At 66.2% G+C, this 19,843-nt stretch carries 19 protein-coding genes, 1 pseudogene and 1 riboswitch; of the genes and pseudogenes, 11 read left to right on the top strand and 9 right to left on the bottom strand.

What is annotated here, in order from left to right; all coding sequences use genetic code 11:
• The first annotated feature begins 91 nt into the window (after nt 1–91).
• A complete protein-coding gene (locus tag IE083_RS12210) occupies nt 92–871 on the top strand; it encodes an IclR family transcriptional regulator (protein WP_189353927.1) in 780 nt (259 codons plus the stop codon).
• Between the two features lie 104 nt (nt 872–975).
• Here IE083_RS12210 and IE083_RS12205 read toward each other — a convergent pair whose 3' ends face one another.
• From IE083_RS12205 to IE083_RS12180, 6 genes and pseudogenes are all read right to left on the bottom strand, one after another.
• Complete coding sequence (locus IE083_RS12205) at nt 976–1,407, bottom strand: CBS domain-containing protein (RefSeq protein ID WP_189353925.1); 432 nt, start codon at nt 1,405–1,407, stop codon at nt 976–978.
• A gap of 196 nt (nt 1,408–1,603) precedes the next feature.
• Nucleotides 1,604–2,311, bottom strand: coding sequence for an anaerobic ribonucleoside-triphosphate reductase activating protein (locus IE083_RS12200; RefSeq protein WP_189353923.1), 708 nt, complete (start codon nt 2,309–2,311; stop codon nt 1,604–1,606).
• Nucleotides 2,292–2,453 (bottom strand): anaerobic ribonucleoside-triphosphate reductase, encoded by a 162-nt coding sequence (gene nrdD / locus IE083_RS12195; protein ID WP_189353921.1) that lies wholly within the window; start codon nt 2,451–2,453, stop codon nt 2,292–2,294. The genes IE083_RS12200 and nrdD overlap by 20 nt, the downstream gene beginning before the upstream one ends.
• Before the next feature lie 74 nt (nt 2,454–2,527).
• A pseudogene (locus tag IE083_RS12190) lies at nt 2,528–4,294 on the bottom strand (ribonucleoside triphosphate reductase); the annotation flags it as partial.
• A 93-nt stretch (nt 4,295–4,387) separates the two neighbouring features.
• Nucleotides 4,388–5,701: a voltage-gated chloride channel family protein gene (locus tag IE083_RS12185; RefSeq protein WP_189353920.1), complete on the bottom strand. Its 1,314-nt coding sequence runs from the start codon at nt 5,699–5,701 to the stop codon at nt 4,388–4,390.
• A gap of 90 nt (nt 5,702–5,791) precedes the next feature.
• Nucleotides 5,792–5,854: riboswitch (Fluoride riboswitch) on the bottom strand.
• 66 nt (nt 5,855–5,920) lie between these two features.
• Complete coding sequence (locus IE083_RS12180) at nt 5,921–6,481, bottom strand: helix-turn-helix domain-containing protein (RefSeq protein WP_189353918.1); 561 nt, start codon at nt 6,479–6,481, stop codon at nt 5,921–5,923.
• Nucleotides 6,482–6,568: 87 nt separating this feature from the next.
• On the opposite strand from IE083_RS12180, the gene IE083_RS12175 reads away from it, so the two are divergent.
• Nucleotides 6,569–7,471, top strand: coding sequence for a DMT family transporter (locus tag IE083_RS12175; protein WP_189353916.1), 903 nt, complete (start codon nt 6,569–6,571; stop codon nt 7,469–7,471).
• Between the two features lie 66 nt (nt 7,472–7,537).
• On the opposite strand, the gene IE083_RS12170 is transcribed toward IE083_RS12175, so the two are convergent.
• Entirely contained in the window at nt 7,538–8,605 is a 1,068-nt protein-coding gene (locus IE083_RS12170) for a glycosyltransferase family 4 protein (RefSeq protein WP_189353914.1), read from the bottom strand.
• Nucleotides 8,593–9,414, bottom strand: coding sequence for a UDP-2,3-diacylglucosamine diphosphatase (locus IE083_RS12165; RefSeq protein ID WP_189353912.1), 822 nt, complete (start codon nt 9,412–9,414; stop codon nt 8,593–8,595). Before IE083_RS12165 ends, IE083_RS12170 begins: the two co-directional genes overlap by 13 nt.
• A 187-nt stretch (nt 9,415–9,601) precedes the next feature.
• Here IE083_RS12165 and IE083_RS12160 point away from each other — a divergent pair, with 187 nt between their 5' ends.
• The 6 genes from IE083_RS12160 (at nt 9,602) to IE083_RS12135 (ending at nt 15,127) form a co-directional block, all read left to right on the top strand.
• Nucleotides 9,602–11,251 carry a phosphoethanolamine transferase gene (locus IE083_RS12160; protein ID WP_189353910.1) on the top strand — a complete coding sequence of 550 codons (1,650 nt, stop codon included), beginning with the start codon at nt 9,602–9,604 and terminating at the stop codon, nt 11,249–11,251.
• 1 nt (nt 11,252) lies between these two features.
• On the top strand, nt 11,253–11,990 hold the full coding sequence (locus tag IE083_RS12155) for a phosphatase PAP2 family protein (RefSeq protein WP_189353908.1): 738 nt from the start codon (nt 11,253–11,255) through the stop codon (nt 11,988–11,990).
• 62 nt (nt 11,991–12,052) lie between these two features.
• A complete protein-coding gene (locus IE083_RS12150) occupies nt 12,053–12,322 on the top strand; it encodes a PepSY domain-containing protein (protein ID WP_189353907.1) in 270 nt (89 codons plus the stop codon).
• A gap of 265 nt (nt 12,323–12,587) precedes the next feature.
• Nucleotides 12,588–13,124, top strand: a complete 537-nt coding sequence (locus tag IE083_RS12145) for a cytochrome b/b6 domain-containing protein (RefSeq protein WP_189353905.1) — start codon at nt 12,588–12,590, stop codon at nt 13,122–13,124.
• A 42-nt stretch (nt 13,125–13,166) separates the two neighbouring features.
• Nucleotides 13,167–13,829: a response regulator gene (locus IE083_RS12140; protein ID WP_189353903.1), complete on the top strand. Its 663-nt coding sequence runs from the start codon at nt 13,167–13,169 to the stop codon at nt 13,827–13,829.
• The gene (locus IE083_RS12135) at nt 13,826–15,127 is read left to right on the top strand and encodes an ATP-binding protein (RefSeq protein ID WP_189353902.1); all 1,302 of its coding nucleotides are present in this window, start codon (nt 13,826–13,828) and stop codon (nt 15,125–15,127) included. The genes IE083_RS12140 and IE083_RS12135 overlap by 4 nt, the downstream gene beginning before the upstream one ends.
• 31 nt (nt 15,128–15,158) lie before the next feature.
• Here the strand turns inward: IE083_RS12135 and IE083_RS12130 are convergent, their stop codons facing one another.
• Complete coding sequence (locus tag IE083_RS12130) at nt 15,159–16,337, bottom strand: NAD(P)H-dependent flavin oxidoreductase (protein WP_189353900.1); 1,179 nt, start codon at nt 16,335–16,337, stop codon at nt 15,159–15,161.
• Here IE083_RS12130 and IE083_RS12125 point away from each other — a divergent pair.
• From IE083_RS12125 to IE083_RS12115, 3 genes are all read left to right on the top strand, one after another.
• Nucleotides 16,336–16,503: a hypothetical protein gene (locus IE083_RS12125; protein WP_189353898.1), complete on the top strand. Its 168-nt coding sequence runs from the start codon at nt 16,336–16,338 to the stop codon at nt 16,501–16,503. The genes IE083_RS12130 and IE083_RS12125 overlap by 2 nt on opposite strands.
• Before the next feature lie 237 nt (nt 16,504–16,740).
• Nucleotides 16,741–17,706 carry a LysR family transcriptional regulator gene (locus IE083_RS12120; RefSeq protein ID WP_189353897.1) on the top strand — a complete coding sequence of 322 codons (966 nt, stop codon included), beginning with the start codon at nt 16,741–16,743 and terminating at the stop codon, nt 17,704–17,706.
• Between the two features lie 149 nt (nt 17,707–17,855).
• On the top strand, nt 17,856–19,142 hold the full coding sequence (locus tag IE083_RS12115) for an NAD(P)/FAD-dependent oxidoreductase (protein WP_189353895.1): 1,287 nt from the start codon (nt 17,856–17,858) through the stop codon (nt 19,140–19,142).
• The last annotated feature ends 701 nt before the right edge of the window (nt 19,143–19,843 follow it).

Genomic DNA, 19,843 nt, shown 5'->3' with positions numbered 1-19,843 from the left:
CAACCAGCTGCCAGCCTGTAAAGTTTTTTCTTGGTCGATATAAGGCGGTGCACTATTCTTGCCACTCATCCAGAAAGAGAGCCGATTGCCGATGTCGTCAAACCCTGTTGCAGACGAGGAAAAAGACCGCCTGTTCGTCGGGGCGCTGGCCCGTGGCCTGCGCGTGCTGGCGGCGTTCCAGCCCGGCGAGGGCGCGCTGTCCAACCAGGTGCTGGCGCAACGGACCGACCTGCCCAAATCCACCGTGTCGCGGCTGACCTACACCCTGACCAAGCTCGGCTACCTGTCCCAGGATCACGACACCGGCTACTATCGGCTGGGGCTGGCGGTGCTGGCGCTGGGCTCCACCGTGCTCGGCAGCTACGACATCCGCCGTGTCGCCTCGCCGCTGATGCGCGAATTCGCCCTCGACAACACCATCTCGGTCAGCCTCGGCATGCGCGACGGCACCGACATCGTCTATCTGGAAACCTGCCGCAGCCAGGCACGGGTGTCGGTGCAGCTCACCGTCGGCTCGCGCGTGCCGCTGGCCAGCACCGCCATCGGCCGCGCCTGTTATGCCATCCTGTCGCCGGCCGAGCGCGCCGCGCTGGCGCCGGAGCTGGCGCAGCGCTACGGCGGCGACTGGCCGGCGGTGGCGGCGCGGCTGCAGGCCAGCTGCGAGCACTACGCGCAGTTCGGCTACAGCGAATCGTTCGGCGAGTTCGAGCGCGACGTGATGGCGGTCGGTGTCGCGCTGCCGTCGCCGGTGCCGGGCATGCCGGTGGTGTGCCTCAACGCCAGCGGCCCGGCCTTCGCCTTCAACGCCGACACCATGCGCAAACAGATCGCGCCGGCGCTGATGCAGCTGGCGCGCCGGATCGTGCCCTGAGCCGGCAACAGCCCCGACAAACACAAAAGGTTGGCCGCAAGCGTTGCGGCCAACCTTTTGTCGTTTTTGCCGGTTTTTTTGCGAGGCGGCGGGCGCCGCCTGCTTCAGGTGCGGATGTATTTCACCAGCTGCTCGATCTCGAACTGCTGCTCGGCGATGGTCGCGTGCACCAGGTCGCCGATAGACAGCAAACCGATGATGCGGTCGTTCTCCATCACCGGCAGGTGGCGGATGCGCCGGTCTGTCATCAACGCCATGCATTCGTCGATGCTCTGCTCCGGATGTACGAAGATCACCTTGCCGGTCATGATGTCGCGCACCTTGGTGCCGGCCGAGGTGCGCCCCAGCAATACGATGCGCCGTGCATAGTCGCGCTCGGAAAAAATGCCGACCACGTCGCCCATCTCCATCACCAGAATGGCGCCAACGTCGCGTTCCGCCATGACCTGCAGTGCCTGGAATACCGTCATTTCCGGCCCGACGCTGATCAGCTCCCTGATGGCCTTGTTTTCCAGCAGTTGTCGTACTGTCTGCATACCGTCCTCCCCTTGATGATTGCCCGGCATATGCCGGAACAGAACCGTATTGCGTTCAATATAGACAGGTGCCGGGCAGTGCCAAAAGAAAAAGACCGCCACAGCGCATGCTGCAGCGGCCGGTACCGGCAATCCGGAGCCTGCCGCCTGGCATTTGAAGGCTTCTCCAGCCTGCGCCGCGGCAAAACGAGGGTCACTAGCCCTGGCGCAGCTCGAAGCGGGCAAAGTGTGCCGCTACCGCTTGCTGCAGACCGGCGCCGGGCCAGCCCGGCATGATTGGTGCAAAGTGCTGCGGCAGCTGCCGGCCGGGGCGCAGCAGTTGCCAGGCGTAATGACGCACGCCGCGGCGGGACAGGCGTTCCGCCAGCAGTGCCAGGCTGGCGTCATCATGTAGTGCCGGATGAATGGTGCTGCGGCATTCGAACGCGGTACCGTGCGCCAGCAGCAGGTCCAGGCTGGCATCGACACGTTCGCCGCTGCCGGTTACGGTGGTGATGGCCGGGTAGTGTTCCGGCAGCGTCTTGATGTCCAGCCCGACCCAATCCAGCAGCGGCAATATGCGCTGCAGCCGGTCGGGATGGCTGCCGCCGGTGTGCAGTCCGGTGGCAAAGCCCATGCCGCGGACCTCATCCAGCAGCGCCGGTAGTGCCGGCTCGGCCAGCGGCTCTCCGCCGGAAAACACCACGCCGTCCAGCAGGCCGCGGCGTTGCTGCAGTTGTGTGCGCAGTTGCGGCCAACTGCGCTCGCCATGGCGGCGCTGCAGCAGCTGCGGATTATGGCAGTAGCCGCAGCGCCACGGGCAGCCGGCAAGGAACACCACGGCGACGAGCTTGCCCGGCCAGTCGCAGGCGGAGAACGGTTGCCAGCCGCCAATACGTGCGTGTTCAGCCGGCGCAGCGTTCATCAAAATGGCGGCGTTGATGGAATTCGCCCTGCTTGCCGGTGTTGAACGAGGCCACCGGACGGTGGTAGCCCATCACGCGGGTCCATACCTCGCAACGGGTGCGTTCTTCGTCTTTCAGTTCGATGGTTTGCTGGTCCTGCATGGTGTTTCCTTTCAAGGGTTGGCCGCATGGCGGCGGGGTTGCGCTGTGCTGTGCTACGACTTTCCCGACTGTGCTCAATCGCAGCAGGCGGCCTGGCGTTTTTTCTCGATCAGCTCGGCATCGCACTTCGGGCAGTAGTCGTGGCGGCCGGACAGGTAGCCGTGCGTCGGGCAGATCGAGAACGTCGGCGTGATGGTGATGTAGGGCAGGCGGAAGTTTTCCAGCGCGCGGCGCACCAGCTGGCGGCAGGCGTCGGCACTGCTCACCGCCTCGCTCATGTACAGGTGCAGCACGGTGCCGCCGGTGTATTTGCGCTGCAGCTCGTCCTGGCGCAGCAGCGCCTCGAACGGGTCGTCGGTAAAACCCACCGGCAGCTGGCTGGAGTTGGTGTAGTACGGCTGCTGCGGTGTGCCGGCCTGCAGGATGCCGGGATAGTGCTTGTTGTCCTCGCGTGCGAAACGGTAGGTGGTGCCTTCCGCCGGGGTGGCCTCCAGGTTGTACAGGTGGCCGGTGGCCTGCTGGAACTCGACCATGCGCATGCGGATATGGTCCAGGTAGCGGCAGGCGAAGGCGTGGCCCCAGTCGCTGGTGATGTCGTGCGCGTCGGCGGTGAAGTTGCGGATCATCTCGTTGATGCCGTTCACCCCCAGGGTGGAGAAGTGGTTGCGCAGGCTGCCCAGAAAATGGCGGGTGTACGGGTACAGCCCGCCATCGATGTGCTGCTGCACCTTGCTGCGGCGCAATTCCAGCACTTCGCGGCCCAGCTCCAGCAGGCGGTCGGTCTCGGCCAGCAGTGCGGCTTCGTCGCCGGCAAAACGGTAGCCCAGACGTGCGCAGTTGAGGGTGACCACACCTACCGAGCCGGTCTGCTCGGCGCTGCCGAACAGGCCGTTGCCGCGCTTCATCAGCTCGCGCAGGTCCAGCTGCAGGCGGCAGCACATGCTGCGCACCATGTGCGGCTCCAGGTCGGAGTTCACGAAGTTCTGGAAATAGGGCAGGCCGTATTTGGCGGTCATCGCAAACAGCAGGTCCGTATTCTCGCCGTACCAGTCGAAATCCTTGGTGATGTTGTAGGTTGGAATGGGGAAGGTGAAGGCACGGCCGCAGGCATCGCCGGCCAGCATCACTTCGATGTAGGCACGGTTGATCATCGCCATTTCGGTGGCGCAGTCGCCATAGCGGAACGGCATTTCTTCGCCGCCGAGCACCGGGATCTGCTCGCGCAGGTCTTCCGGGCATACCCAGTCGAAGGTCAGGTTGGTGAACGGTGTCTGCGTGCCCCAGCGGCTGGGTACGTTGAGGTTGTAAATCAGCTCCTGGATCGTCTGCTTCACCTGCGCGTAGCTCAGCGCATCCTTTTTCACGAACGGGGCGAGGTAGGTGTCGAAAGAGCTGAATGCCTGCGCACCCGCCCATTCGTTCTGCAATGTGCCGAGGAAGTTGACGATCTGGCCGCAGGCACTGGACAGGTGTCTGGGCGGGGCGGACTCCACCTTGCCGCCGACGCCGGCAAAGCCCAGCTGCAGCAGGGTGCGCAGCGACCAGCCGGCGCAGTAGCCGGACAGCATGTCCAGGTCGTGGATGTGCAGATCGCCGTGACGGTGCGCGGTGGCGGCTTCGGCAGGGAAAACTTCGTGCAGCCAGTATTCGGCGGTGAGCTTGCCGGCGATGTTGAGGATCATGCCGCCCAGGCTGTAGCCCTGGTTGGCATTGGCCTGCACGCGCCAGTCGGCGCGGGACAGGTATTCGCTGATGCTGCTGACCGCATCGACGTGGTGGCTGGGGCGTGCGTCCATGTTTTGCTCCAATATCTTGTGTTTGGCGCATTGTATGGACGCATTATGTTGTAGTGATTGATCTAGATCAAGTAGTGAAAAATACGGTTGGCATGGTAGCGGTACGGTGGTGTGTCGTACCTCCGTGTCTGTCCTGACTCAGTGTTCGGCCCGCTCCGCCGCGTCGCGCCGGGCCTGCTCCTTGCGGTAGGCGGGGAGTTCGCCAAGTTTGATGCCTTCCGGTGCATGGCGATGCTTGGCATGACCGATACGCTGCGAGCGGTAGATGCCGGTATGCCCCGAAAACAGGTAGCTCACCACGCAGGCGGTGGCGGCGTAGACGCCGATCTCGGCACCGAACAGCTCCATCGCCATCAGCGTCGAGGCGATCGGCGTGTTGGCGGCGCCGGCGAAGACCGCGACAAAGCCTATCCCGGCCAGCAGCGGCAGCGGCATGTTCAGCAGCGGCGCCAGCGCGTTGCCCAGCGTGGCGCCGATGTAGAACAGCGGCGTGACTTCGCCGCCTTTGAAGCCGCTGCCGAGCGAGGCGACGGTGAAGGCCATCTTGGCCGCGAAGTCGTACGGCGCCAGCGGCTGCTGGAAGGCCTCCACGATGGCCGGGATGCCCAGGCCGAGGTAGCGGTCTGCGCCGAGAAACCAGGCGGCGCTCGCCACCGCCACGCCGCCCAGCAGCGGGCGCAGCGGGGCGTAGGCGATGCGCTGCTTCATCCAGCCGCCCAGCGCGTGGGTGAGGTCGGCGAAGGCCTTGCCGGTGAGGCCGAAAACGGCGCCCGCGATCACCATCGCCAGCAGCGGCCACAGCGCGACCGGCGGCACCACGGGCACGGCGTAGTGGGTGTGGTGCACGCCCCACTGCAGGCCGACCTGATCGGCGACGATGGCCGCCACCATGCAGGGCAGGATGGCGTCGTAGCGCAGGCGGCCGATGGCGAGCACTTCCAGTCCGAAAATCGCGCCCGCCAGCGGCGTGCCGAACACCGAGGCAAAGCCGGCGCTGATGCCGGCCATCAGGATGATGCGGCGATCCTCGTGCCGGAGGCGGAACAGGCGGGTGAGCTGGTCGGCCAGCGCGCCGCCCATCTGCACCGCCGTTCCCTCGCGGCCGACCGAGGCGCCGAAGAGATGGGACACGACGGTGCCGCCGAGCACCAGCGGCGCCATGCGCAAGGGAATCACCTGCTTCGGGTCGTGAATCTCGTCTATCAGCAGGTTGTTGCCGGCCTCGACCTGCCGGCCAAAGCGCAGGTATAGCCAGCCTACGGCAAAACCGGCCAGCGGCAGCAGCCAGATCAGCCAGCGATGGGCGAGGCGGGTGGCGGTGGCCCAGTCCAGTGCCAGCAGGAAAAAGGCGGACGCGGTGCCGGCGAGCAGGGCAACGGCACTGGCCAGCAACAGCCATTTGCCCATATGGGGCAAGAGGTCGATCTGTTCGGGACGTTTGAAGGTGTTCATGCGTGTCCTGTCGTTTGTGTATTGGGGGCACAAACCCGGACGCGTGGCAGGCTGAGTCTCGTGCGCCTGCATCTTCCCGCGAGTCCAGGAATACGTGCAGGCATCATCAGCCCCGAGGGCGGTTAGAGGAGGAATGCCATCTCCTGTCCGCTATTGTACGAACAGTTTTTGCCGGCCGGCAAGCCTGGCCGCAGCGGCAAAAAGACCTTGAACAGGCTCTCAGCCGGGGGCCGGCATCACGATGCTGCGCTGGAAGCGCAACAGGTTGCTACCCGGATTGTGGTAGCGGTAGCCCAGTTCGGTGCCGTAGCCGGCGGTGTCGCCCGCTTGCAGCGTGTGCTCGCTGCCGGCGTAGGCCAGTTGCAGCGTGCCGCTGTGCACTTCGACGATCTCGCCGCAGCCGGCCGGATCCGGCGCGGCGAGGTAGCTGTCGCCGGGCGCCAGTTGCCACTGCCACAGCTCCAGCGTGCAGCCGGCCAGTGCCAGGCTGTGCAGCAGGGTGGCGTGGCTGTCGCCGCTGTCGCCCTGCCACACCCGCACCGGCGCGTCGCTGCCGGGCGCGCGTACCAGCTCGGAAAAGGTCAACCCCAGCGCACTGGCCAGGCGGTCCAGCGTGGCGATGCTGACATTGCTGGCGCCGGCTTCGATGTTGATCAGCATGCGGCGGCTGACCTCGGCGCTGGCGGCCAGCTTTTCCTGGCTCAGGCCGCGCTGCTGGCGTGCCTCGCGCAGATTGCGGGCGACGTGGCTGAAGACTTGCAGGGGTGTGTGTTCGCTCATAAGTGCAATATATTGCTCAATTGAATTATTGTGCAGTATAGTGCACGGAACAGAATAGAACCGCCACCTTACCCGCGAGCCTTCTCCATGTCCACCATCGCCCTGCCTGCGGCCCAGCCGCCGCGTTCCCTGCTGCCCGACCTGTCGCTGGTCGGGGTCACCCTGATCTGGGGCGGCACCTTCCTCGCGGTACAGACCGCGCTGCAATGGAGCGGCGCCTTCGCCTTCGTCGGCCTGCGCTTCGCCGTCGCCGCCTTGCTGGCGCTGCTGCTGTGCCGCCGCCAGCTGGCCGGCCTCAACCGCACCGAGCTGCTGGGCGGCGTCTTCATCGGCGTGATCCTGTATTTCAGCTACAACCTGCAGACGCTGGGGCTGGGGCATATCGCCAGTAGCACCTCGGCCTTTCTCACCGGCCTGTACGTGCCGCTGGTGCCGCTGCTGCAGTGGGGGCTGTTCTGCCAGCGCCCGGGCTGGCTGGCGTGGGCGGGGGTGGCGCTGGCCTTCGCCGGCCTGCTGCTGTTGGCCGGGGTCGATGGCCTCAGCATCCGGCTGGGCTTGGGCGAATGGCTGACCATCGCCGCCACCGTCACCATCGCGCTGGAGATCTGCCTGCTCAGCCGCTTTGCCGCCGGCTGCAACGCCGGGCGCATGGCGCTGGTGCAGCTGGCGACGGTGGCGCTGCTGTCGCTGGCCACCGCGCCGCTGGCCGGCGAGGCGCCGCCGCAGTGGCAGCCGCTGCTGCTGGTGAGCGTGCTGGCGCTGGGCGCGGCCACCGCGCTGATCCAGATCGTGATGAACTGGGCGCAGAAAACCGTGCCGGCCACCCGCGCCACCATCATCTACGCGATGGAGCCGGTGTGGGGCGGGCTGATCGGCTGGCTGGCCGGCGAGGCGATGAGCGCCGGCAAGGTCGGCGGCGCGGCACTGATCGTGGCCAGCGTGCTCTTGAGCCAGCTCAGCGCGCACAAGGCGACGCACGCGCCGGCCTGATTCCGCCACGCCAAACCATGCGGCCAACCTTGCCCAAGGTTGGCCGCAGCCCATTTGGCGCCGCGTTCAGCGCCCGCCGCCGGTGGTGAAGGCCATGCCTTCCTGTTCGCCCAGCGGGCGCGGGCAGAGGTGGGATTCGAACTGCCGTGTCGCCGCCGTCCACGAGTAGCCCTCGGCCACGCGGCGCACCTGGTCGCGGTCCAGCGTCAGCGCCTGCAGGCAGGCGGTGCGCAGGTCGGCGTGCAGCACGCCGCCGCCGCTGGCACCGACCACGTCCAGCGGGCCGGCCACCGGGTAGGCGGCCACCGGCGTGCCGCAGGCCATCGCCTCCAGCAGCACCAGGCCGAAGGTGTCGGTCAGGCTGGGGAACACGAACACGTCGCCGGCGCGGTAGAAGCGCGCCAGCTCGTGCTGCGGGAACACGCCGGCGAAATAGACATCGGGATACTTCGCGCGCAGCTCGGCCAGCTGCGGCCCCTCGCCGACCACCCATTTCGAGCCCGGCAAGTCCAGTTTGAGGAAGGCCTCGATGTTCTTTTCCACCGCCACGCGGCCGATGTAGAGAAAGCGCGGCTGTGCGGTGTCCAGCCGCTCGCGCTCGCCGGGGCTGAACAGGCGGGTGTCGACGCCGCGGCTCCACAGCACCACGTTGTGAAAGCCGCGCGCCTTGAGGTCGGCGACGATGGCCGGCGTCGGCGCCATCACCGCCTGCGCGCGGTTGTGAAAGCGGCGCATCCACGCGTAGCTGATGGCCAGCGGCAGGCGGGTGCGGGCGTGGATGTATTCCGGAAAACGGGTGTGGTAGGCGGTGGTGAACGGCTGGCCGTGGCGGCGGCACCAGCGCTGTGCGGCGAGGCCCAGCGGGCCTTCGGTGGCGATGTGCACCGCGTGCGGGCTGAATGCGGCCAACCTTTGCGCCACCTTGCGGTAGGGGAACAGCGACAGGCGGATGTCGGGGTAGGTCGGACAGGGCCGGGTGGCGAAGCCGTCGCCGTCGTCCATCTCGCCGCCCAGCGGCGTGATCAGCGCCACCTGGTGGCCGAAGCCGCGCAGCTCGCGCACGGTTTCGGTGATGCTGCGGACCACGCCGTTGACCTGTGGCAGCCAGGCGTCGCTGATGATCATGATGCGCATGTTTCGGCCTCTGTGTTGAGTTGGGCTTGTGCGGCAAGGTTGGCCGCAATGCTCTGCGGGATGGCGTCGCCGGCCTGCTGCGTCCAGTGCACGATCTCAAGCCGGCCGTCGTGGTGCTCGACCAGCGCCGACAGGCTTTCCACCCAGTCGCCGCAGTTGCCGTACACGATGCCGTCGATGTCCTTCACCTCGGCCTTGTGGATGTGGCCGCAGACCACGCCGTCGTAGCCGCGGCGGCGCGCTTCGGCGGCGAGGATGTGCTCGAAGTCGCTGATGAAGTTCACCGCGTTCTTCACCTTGTGCTTCAGGTATTGCGACAGCGACCAGTACGGCCGCCCCAGCTTGTGGCGCAGCCAGTTGTAGTGGCGGTTGAGGCCGAGGATCAGCGTGTACAGGCTGTCGCCGACGTAGGCCAGCCACTTCGCGTGCTGGATCACGCCGTCGAACTCGTCGCCGTGGATCACCAGCAGCCGTTTGCCGTCGGCGGTGTGGTGCTCGGCCTCGCTGCGGATGGCGATGCCGCCGAAGTCCAGCCCGGCGTACTGCCGCGCCGCCTCGTCGTGGTTGCCGGGCACGTAGATCACCCGCGTGCCCTTGCGCGCCTTGCGCAGCACCTTCTGCACCACGTCGTTGTGGCCCTGCTTCCAGTACCACGATTTCTTCAGCTGCCAGCCGTCGATGATGTCGCCGACCAGATACAGGGTGTCGGCGTCGTGGTGGCGCAGGAAGTCGAGCAGGAAGGCGGCCTGGCAGCCGGCGGTGCCGAGGTGGACATCGGAAATCCAGATGGTGCGGTAGCGCTGGTTCATCGTGTGCTCCGGCGGGGGCAGATGCGCCGATGGTGGCGCAGCGATGTGACAGGCGGATGTGGCGGCGATGACGATACGGTGACGCGGGCAGCCGTGCGGCTAAGGCTGGCTTAAGCCTGGCCTGTTTTCATCTGCACCAGGATGAGCGGGCGTGCCTGCTCCGAAACCCGTTGCCGAGAAAACCCGCATGAAGCTTCTGTTCCGTCCGCTGCGCGCCGAATGGCTGGCGCTGCTCATGGCGCTCTTGTTCGTCACCCTGTTCAACCTGCCGTTCTGGCGCCACCTGCTGCAGATCATGGCGCCGCTGGACGGCCAGGACGTGCGCATGCTGCTGCTGGCCTTCGTGTTCGTCACCGCCTGTTTCACCCTGCTGCTGCTGTTGCTGCTGTGGCCGAAGATCACCAAGCCGCTGCTGACGCTGCTGTTGCTGCTCACCGCCGCGGTCAGCTATTTCATGAACCAGTACGGGGTGCTGATCGACAGCGACATGGTGCGCAACGCGCTGCAGACCGATGTGGCCGAGGCCGGCGACCTGCTGTCGTGGCGGCTGCTGCTGACCGTGCTGCTGCTGGGCGGCCTGCCGTCGTGGTGGCTGTGGCGCACGCCGCTGCACTTTCGCGCCGCGCTGCCGGAGCTGGGCGTGCGCGCGCTGGCGCTGCTGCTCAGCGGCGCGGTGCTGCTGCTGGTGGCGCTGGGCGCCTACCAGGACTTCGCCTCGCTGTTCCGCAACCACCGCGAGCTGCGGCTGGAGCTGACGCCGAGCAACTACCTGCAGGCCACCAGTTCCTATCTGCGCAAGGTCAACGCCACGCCGCAGCCGCTGCTGCGCATCGGCGGCGACGCCCGGCGCGATGCGGCCGCCAGCGGCAAGCCGCGGCTGCTGGTGCTGGTGGTCGGCGAGACCGCCCGTGCCGACCATTTCTCGCTCAACGGCTACCCGCGGCCGACCAACCCGCAGCTGGCCAAGGTGGCGGGGCTGGTCAACTTCCCCGATGTCTGGTCCTGCGGCACCGAAACCGCGATCTCAGTGCCGTGCATGTTCTCGTCGCGGCCGCGCGACAGCTTCGACGCCGAAGAGGCGCGCCACCGCGAAAACCTGCTCGACGTGCTGGCCCACGCCGGGGTGCAGGTCAGCTGGCGCGACAACAACTCCGGCTGCAAGGAGGTGTGCAAGCGTGTGGCCAGCAGCATGCTGTACGACAGCAACGATCCGCGCTTCTGCAGCGGCGGCGAGTGTCACGACGCGATCCTGCTCGACAGCCTGGCGGCCCGGCTGCAGAACCTGCGCGGCGACAGCGTGCTGGTGCTGCACCAGAAGGGCAGCCACGGTCCGGCCTACTACAAGCGCTACCCGGCGGCGTTCGGGCGCTTCGGCCCGGTGTGCGAAACCGGTGAATTACAGAAATGCAGCCGCGAGCAGATCGTCAACGCCTTCGACAACACCATCCTCTATACCGACCAGGTGCTGGCGCAGCTGATCGCCACGCTGCAGGCGGCGCCGCAGGTGGCCAGCAGCATGGTCTACCTGTCCGACCACGGCGAATCGCTGGGCGAGAACAACCTCTACCTGCACGCCACGCCCTACCTGATCGCGCCGGACGCGCAGAAGCACGTGCCGATGCTGGCGTGGTTCTCGCCGCAGTGGCAGCAGGACAGCGGGCTGGATCAGGCCTGCCTGCAGGCGGCCAGCCAGCAACGCTACAGCCACGACAACCTGTTCCACAGCGTGCTGGGGCTGATGGCGGTGCGCACCGCGCTGTACCAGCCGGCGCTGGACATCTTCGCCGCCTGCCGCGCGCCACGGGCGGCCGCGGCGCCGGCGACTCAGGGCGCCTGAGATGGCGGCGCCCAGGTTGGCCGCAAGCCCTGACGGCCTGAGCCCCGCCTTCTATGCGCGGCAGCTGCTGTGGCTGCTGCTGCTCGGCGCCGTGCTGTGGTGGCTGGAGGCGGGCACCCGCCTCGATGTCACGCTGGCGCAGTGGTTCTTCGATCCGCTCGGCCGGCGTTTTCCGCTGCAGCACAGCCTATGGCTGGAGTGGCTCAACCACCGGCTGCCGAAGTACGCGCTGATCGCCGCCAGCTGCTGGCTGGCGCTGCGCGCCGTGCGGCAGCGCGATGCGCGGCTGGGCTACGCGGTGCTGGTGATGTGGCTGGCGACGCTGGCGGTGTCGCTGCTGAAGGCGCACAGCGCGCACTCCTGCCCGTGGGACCTGCAGGCCTTCGGCGGCAGCGGCGAGTGGTTCGCGCTGTTCGGCGCGGTGGCGGCCAATCCCGGCCCGGGGCAGTGCTTCCCCGGCGGCCACGCCTCCGGCGGCTTCGCGCTGCTGGCGCTGTTCTTCTACTGGCGGCCGCACGCGCCGCGGCGGGCACGGCAGGCGGCGGTCGCCGCGCTGGCGCTGGGCTTGCTGATGGGGCTGGGGCAGATGGCGCGCGGCGCGCACTTCCTGTCGCACAACCTGTGGAGCGGCTGGGTGGTGTGGCTGGTGGCGGTGCTGCTGTTTGCCGCCTACGACCTGGGCCGCGCCGCCAGCACCGCAAAAAGTGCCGGCCAGTTACCCGGCATAAGCGGCGCTTAAGCTTGCCTTGCTTTAATGAAGCTGTACCTGCGCTGTTGCAGGCTTTGACCAGGAGCGTAACGATGAAAAAACTGATTGCTGTGGCCCTGATGGCCGCTTTTGCTTCCTCTGCCGCCTTTGCCGGTGCCGAATGTGCGGCCCAGCCGAAAGACAAGTGGCAGAAAGAAGCCGACTTTCAGAAACAGCTGACGGCGCAGGGTTACCAGATCAAGAAATTCAAGGTGTCCGGCAACTGCTATGAGATCTACGGCAAGAACAAGCAGGGCCAGAAAGTGGAAATCTACTTCGATCCGGTGTCCGGCAAGGCGGTGAAGAGCGAAATCGACGATTGATCCGTCGCGCGGCCACGGCGCTCGCCGCCGGCGGCCATGTTTCAGCCGCGGTGAGGCCGCGACTGTCCGCGGGGCAGGGCTGTGGCCCTGTCCCGTACTGTTTTTACCAAGAACCAGTTCAATGTCTGCTGCGCTTCGGCGATACCGCGTTGAAAACGCCTTCGGAATGCTCATTGACCCGATGTCAACTCCGCTTCCTCAGCCGTTTTCGCCTTGTCTCGCTCTAGCTCGCGAGACCTTGAACAGGTTCTTAAGGAGTATTGCCATGACGCCAACTGCCTTACCCCGTCAGGAAAAAGTGTGGGACATCGTGGTCCGCCTGTTCCACTGGAGCCTGGTCGCCTGTGTGCTGGCCAATCTGCTGTTGCTAGAAGAGGGCGATCCGCCGCACCGCTGGGCCGGCTATATCGCGCTGGGCCTGATCGCGCTGCGTCTGGTGTGGGGCTTTGTCGGCAGCCGGCATGCCCGCTTCGCCAGCTTCTTCCCGACCCCGAGCCGTCTCAAGGCGCACCTGGGGGCGGTGAAGCAAGGCCGGCACCCGCAAACGGTGGGGCACAACCCGCTGGGCGCACTGATGATGTTCGCGCTGATGGGCCTGGTGCTGTCTCTGGGCGTCAGCGGTTACCTGATGGGTACCGACCAGTTCTGGGGCGAGGAGTGGCTGGAAGAAGTGCACGAGGCGCTGGCCACCCTGTTGCAGGTCGCGGTGCTACTGCACGTTGCCGCCGCGCTGCTGATGAGCCGCATCGAGCGGGTGAATCTGGTTCGTGCGATGATTACCGGCATCAAGACGTGGCGTTGAGCCGCGGCAATCGGCAACGGTAAACAGGCAACAGGATCAGGCATGCGGGTATTGATAATCGAAGATGACGAACTGATCGGCGACGGGCTGCAGGCGGGGCTGTCGGCGCTGGGCTTTGCCTGCGACTGGCTGCGCGACGGCAAGCAGGGGCTGGCCGGCATCGGCGCTGCGCCCTACGACGCGGTGGTGCTCGACCTCGGCCTGCCCGGCATGGACGGGCTGGCTGTGCTGGCGGCGTGGCGGCGTAGCGGCCGCAGCGAACCGGTGCTGTTGCTCACCGCCCGTGACGCGGTGGACGACCGCATCCGCGGCCTGGACAGCGGCGCCGACGACTATCTGGTGAAGCCGTTTGCGCTGGGCGAGGTGGCGGCGCGGCTGCGCGCGCTGGTGCGCCGCCGCAGTGGCCACAGCACGCCGCTGCTGCAGCACTGCCGCGTCAGCTTCGACCCGGCGGCGCGGCGGGCGACGCTGGACGGCGCGGCGGTGGAACTCAGCGCGCGCGAGCTGGCGCTGCTGGAGCTGCTGCTGGGCAACAAGGGCCGCGTGCTGCGCCGCGAACAGATCGAGGAAAAGCTGTACGACTGGGCGCACGAGGTGGAGAGCAACGCCATCGAGGTGTACGTGCACCACCTGCGCAAGAAGCTGGGCAGCGACTTCATCAAGACGCGGCGCGGCATCGGCTACACCCTCGGGGACGAGGCATGAGCTATAGCCTGCGCGGCACGCTGATCAGGAGCCTGCTCAAGGTGGTGACGCCGCTGTGGCTGGTGGCCTGCGCGCTGCTGGCCTTCCACGCCTGGCACGAGGTCAACGAGCTGTACGAGGAACAGCAGACGCTGTTTGCACGCCAGCTGTACGGCACGCTGCCGACGCTGGGCGCGCGCAACGAGCCGCAGCTGCCGCAGGTCGGCGACAGCGACCACCAGGCGGTGGCGGCGTGGAACCGGGGCGGCCAGCTGTTGCTGGTCGACAGCGACGGCCTGCAGCTGGATGCCCGCCCCGGCTACACCGGTTTTGCCAGCCTGCGCCAGCACGACGAGGACTGGCGCGTCTACTACCTGTCCGGTGAGGCCGGCAGCGTGGCGGTGGCGCAGGAGATGTCCGAGCGCTGGGAGATGATAGGCGGGCTGCTGCTGACGCAAGGCCTGCTGTGGCTGCTGCTGCTGCCGTTCGCGCTGCTGGCCCTGTGGTGGGCGGTGGGGCGCGGCCTCGCGCCGCTGGCGCACATCCGCGACCAGCTGCAGCAGCGCGCGCCAGACGATGCCACGCCGCTGCCGCGCGAGGTGCCCAGCGAGCTGCACACCCTGATCGACGCGATGAACGACCTGATCGAGCGCATGGCGCAGACCCTGCAACGCGAACGGCGCTTTACCGCCGACGCCGCGCACGAGCTGCGCAGCCCGCTGGCGGCGATGCGGGTGCAGGCCGAGGTGGCGCAACTGGTGCAGGACCCGTTGCAGCGCGAGCGGGCGCTGCAGCAGCTGATGAGCGGCGTCGACCGCAGCAGCCACCTGCTGGCGCAACTCTTGGCGCTGTCGCGGGTGGAGGCGGAACAGCAGCAGCACGAGGCGCTGGACTGGCCGCTGCTGCTGCAGGAACTGGGCGAGGCGGTGCCCGGGCTGGCCGCCAGCCACCACGTCACCCTGCGGCTGCCGCCGGCCGGGCACACGCAATGGCCGCTGCAGCACGGCGACCGCACCCTGCTGCTGCTGATGCTGCGCAATCTGCTGGACAACGCCATCCGCTATGGCGGCGGCACCGTCAGCCTTGAGGCCGACGCGACGCGGATCTGCGTCAGCGACGAGGGTGAGGGCGTGGCGGAGGCCTTGCTGGACAAGGTGCGCGAGCGCTTCTACCGGCCGCCGGGCCAGCAGCAGACCGGCAGCGGCCTCGGCCTGTCCATCGTGGAGCGGATCGCCGCGCTGCACGGTCTGCAGCTGAGCCTGCACAACCGCAACGGCGGCGGGCTGCAGGCGGTGTTGACGCGCGGTCACGGCGGCTAGCGCATGCGGCCAACGTTGGCCGCATGTTGGCTCAGGCGCCGCGCAGATCCAGCGGCTTCTCGCCGGTGAGGAAGTAGTGGATGGTTTCGCGCGCGCTCTTGATCGCATCGCCGAAAGGCAGCGGTTCGGCGCCGCGGAAGAACAGCCCCTTGCTGGTTTCGCCGCGGAAGGCGGCCGCCAGCTTCAGGTCGATGCAGAACTGGCCGACCTTGGACAGGCCGTCGCGCAGGCCGCACACCGTCAGGCAGTTCAGCGCCTGGGTGCAGCGCTGCGGATCGGCCTTGGCGTTGGCCTGCAGCTTGTCCGCGCGCTTGAGGTAGCTCTTCAGGAACGGGGTCAGGATGCCGCGCGCCGGCAGGCCGGCCACTGACATGAACTCGACGATGTCCTCGCGCCGGGCGCCGGCCAGCGTGCGCTTGAAATTGATGTGCGCGTCGCCGTCGCTGGTGACGGCGAAGGCGGTGCCGATCTGCACGCCGCTGGCGCCGTACTCGCCCAGGTAGGTCTGTACCTTCTGGTGGCTGTTGACGCCGCCGGCGACGATCAGCGGAATGCGCTCGCGCTCCAGGCCCAGGCCCTTGAACAACTCGAAGGTTTCCTCCAGCACGCGGGCGAAGTCGAACTTGCCGTCACCGACACCGGCGATGCTGGCGGCGCCGAGATGGCCGCCGGCATGGTTGGGATGCTCGATCACGATCGCATCCGGCAGGCGGCCCTTCTTCATCCAGCGCTTGAGCACGATGCCGATGCCGCGTGATTCCGACAGGATCGGGATCAGCGCCACATCCGGGTGATCGCCGGCCAGCTCCGGCAGATCCAGCGGCAGTCCGGCGCCCATCACCACCGCGTGCGCGCCGGACTCGCAGGCCTGGCGCACCAGCGCGGCGTGGTCGTCCACCGCCTTCATGATGTTGACCGCCACCATGCCGTGACCGTCGGCGCGTTGCAGCGCGCCCTTGACCTCGCGGTCGAGCGCGATGCGGTTGAGGCGGTTGATGCCGTCCTGGCCCTCAAGGTTGGCCGCATCGGCCAGCAGGTCTTCGTGCAGGTGGCGCAGGTCGACGCTGGCAACGGTGCCGACACCACCCTCACGTGCCACGGCACCGGCCAGCTGTTTGGCGGAAATGCCAACACCCATCCCGCCTTGCACGATAGGCAACAGGCTGCGGCCGCGAATCACGAGCGGGGAAAAGGCATGGGTGCGGAACATGGCAAACTTTCTGTTGGGCAAAGGGACGATTGTGGCGGCAGGAATGTGCATCAGCGTTGACGTAGGTCAAGTTGCATTGGCGCTCGGGCGGTTATGGGATGGCCAGCGCGGCATGAGTGTTGTATTCCTGCTGCAGACCATGACGACGGCGAGAAGTCCGGCATGATTTGCCGGTAGGCTGCATTGGCCTGCTCACCGTGGCCCCGTGGTTTGCCGCATAAAACCGGCGCAAAACTGGTAGGGAGGCGATTTATCATATTTAATGGAAATTAAGGAAATAGCTTTAACAGGATGGCTGTTTCGCTTATGATCTTTTAAGATGATTTGTTAATTGCCGGTTTCTTTGGTGGGGTATTTCTTGTCAAATACGACACTGCACCGGCTTCAGTGATTGAGTCGAGCTATGGATACCTTGAAAGCATTAATGGTCTTCATGACCACGGCCGAGAATGGCAGCTTTTCCGATGCCGCCCGCAAACTGGGCGTGTCGCCTGCCGCGGTCAGCCAGAGTATTGCCAGGCTCGAACAGGAGCTGGAGGTGCGGCTGTTCAACCGCACCACGCGCCAGCTGACCCTGACCGAGGACGGCCGCCGCTTCTACGCGCAGTGCCGCGGTCCGGTCAACAACCTGGACTCCGCCATCAACCAGTTGAAGGCCAGCCGCGACGAACCGGCCGGCCACCTGCGCATCAGCCTGCCCAATGCCTTCGGTCGCCGCTTCATCCTGCCGCTGATGGAAGAATTCTGCAGCCGCTATCCGAAAATCCGCGTGTTTTTCGGCATGGACGACCACTTCAGCGACCTGATCGAGGACGGCTACGATGTCGGTGTCCGCGTCGGCATGATGCCGGACAGCCGCATGGTGGCGCGCCATCTGGCACACATTCCGCAATACGTGGTTGCCACGCCGGCTTACTGGGAGGCGCACGGCAAGCCGCACATCCCGGAAGACCTGTCCTCGCACGACTGCATCAATTTCCAGTTCCCGACCTCCGGCCGGCTGTACAAGTGGGAATTCGAGCGTGACGGTGAGCGCATCCCGCTGGAAGTCTCCGGCACCTACACGGCCAACGATGTCGATGGCGTGCGCGAGCTGGCGCGCCTCGGCCTGGGTGTGGCGCAGTTGCCGGGACACGAGATACTGTGTGATGTGCGTAGCGGCAAGCTGCAGGTGGTGCTGACCAATTTTGTGTCGATGGAGCGCTCGATCTACATCTGCTTCCCACACCGCGACCACATCGCGCCGCGCACGCGGGTGTTTGTCGATTTCGTAGTGGAAAAGCTGCTCGACCACCCGGACATCATTGCCGAGCTGCCCGGTGTCGACCTGTCGCAAAAGCGCGAAGAGCTGCGGCAGAGCATACTGTAAAGCACACGCAAGCCCGGGCAACCGGGCTTTTTTTGCGATGCAATGTTTAACATATTAGACATTTTTGCGGCGCTATCTGATAATTGAAGCCAGATTGAGCGCCGCCCGTGGCGGCCCTGTTTAAAAAATGCAGTATCGAGGACTCCGCCATGAGCCAGACCACCGAACACACCCGTTCCTATTACGCCTACTCCGCCAACCCGTCGCCGCAGCGCCCGGCGCTGCAGGGCAGCCAGCAGGCCGACATCTGCGTCGTCGGTGCCGGCTATACCGGCCTGTCCACCGCGCTGCACCTGGCCGAGGCCGGCTTCCGGGTGATCGTGCTGGAAGCGGCGCGCGTCGGCTGGGGCGCCTCCGGCCGCAACGGCGGCCAGATCGTCAACAGCTACAGCCGCGACATGGACGTGATCGAGGCGCGCCACGGCAAGGACGCCGCGCACAAGCTGGGCGCGATGGCATTCGAGGGCGGCAAGATCATCCGCGAGCGCATCGCCAAGTACGGCATCCGGTGCGACCTGAAGGACGGTAACGTGTTCGCCGCCTTTACCGGCAAGCAGCTGGACGAGCTGGAAGCGAAGAAGCGGCTGTGGGAAAGCTACGGCCATACCGGCATCGAGATGGTGGACAAGGCCGGCATGGCGCGCATCGTTGATTCCGGCCAGTACGTCGGCGCGCTGCTCGATCACTGGGGCGGCCACATCCACCCGCTGAACCTGGCTCTGGGCGAGGCGGCGGCATTCGAATCGCTGGGCGGGCAGATTTTCGAGCAGTCGGCGGTGACCGGCATCCAGCACGGTGAGGTGGCAGTGGTGAAAACCGCAGAGGGCCAGGTCAGTGCCCGCTTCGTGGTGGTGGCCGGTAACGCCTATCTCGGCGACCTGATCCCGAAACTGGCGGAAAAGACCCTGCCATGCGGCACGCAGGTAATCACCACCGAGCGGCTGGCCCCAGGGCTGGCCAGATCGTTGCTGCCGGGCGACCACTGCGTGGAGGATTGCAATTTCCTGCTCGACTACTACCGCCTGACTGCCGACAACCGCCTGCTGTATGGCGGCGGCACCGTATACGGCGCACGCGATCCAAGTGAAATCGAGAGCCTGATCCGCCCCAGGATGCTGCGAACCTTCCCGCAGCTGAAAGACGTGAAGATCGAGTTCGGCTGGACCGGCAACTTCTCGCTGACGCTGTCTCGGCTGCCGCAGGTTGGCCGCATTGACAGCAATATCTACTACTCGCAGGGCTGCAGCGGCCACGGTGTCACCTTTACCCACCTCGCCGGCCGCATCCTGTCCGAGGCGATCCGCGGCCAGAGCGAGCGCTTCGACGCCTTCGCCAGCCTGCCGCACTACCCGTTCCCCGGCGGCCGCCTGCTGCGGGTGCCGATGCTGACGCTGGGTGCGTGGTGGTACGGGATGCGCGACCGTCTTGGCGTCTGAGCGCCGGCCCTTCCAGGATCTTTTGCCTGTTGCCGTCTTGATGACATGGCCGCAGCTGCAAAAAGACCTTGAACAGGTTCTATTGATCCGGCCCGCTGATATTTGAATTCATCGCCCCGGCGAAAGCCGGGGCCCAGCGGCTGGTGGTGGCGCGCAGACTGGATACCGGCTTACGCCGGTATGACGGCATTCCTTCGATGGCAAAACATGGTCTTGGCAGTTGAGTAGCGCCGCCTTCAGACAATACCAGCAGAAAATTCACAACATCGCCGTGCTACCGGCTGGCCGGCGCCAAGAAATCGAGATCGACGGTATCCGTCGCGACAAGCAGGCAGAGCAACTTCTGGACCAGCTGTATTCTGAGCCCGGGTTCCGGCTACTGCGCCGCCAGGTTGGGCGACTCGTCAGCGAGTTGCGAGGTGAGACGGCTTAGGTCAGGGAGTGGACCACGGTTGTCTGAACGTACGTTTCTGCCGTACATCCGGTTCTTGCCGGACGAACCAAAGCAGGATGTGCCGCCGAGTCCGACGATCACCATGGAGGAGCGTAGGGCGCTGTTCAAGGCTGCCTTCTCAGGGCTTAACTCCGAGGCTCAGTGATTACACGTTCCTGTGTGGCATTCCCCTAATGTGATGACAAACTCTAGGGGCTGTTGACGTTTTGAAGCGAGGACGTGAAGGAAGGGGTGCAAACCTGCAAAA

This window comes from Vogesella fluminis, assembly GCF_014652335.1.
GTDB classification, from domain to species: domain Bacteria; phylum Pseudomonadota; class Gammaproteobacteria; order Burkholderiales; family Chromobacteriaceae; genus Vogesella; species Vogesella fluminis.
The sequence above is the reverse complement of the archived record's forward strand: the minus strand, read 5'-3'. Positions and strand labels throughout refer to the sequence as shown.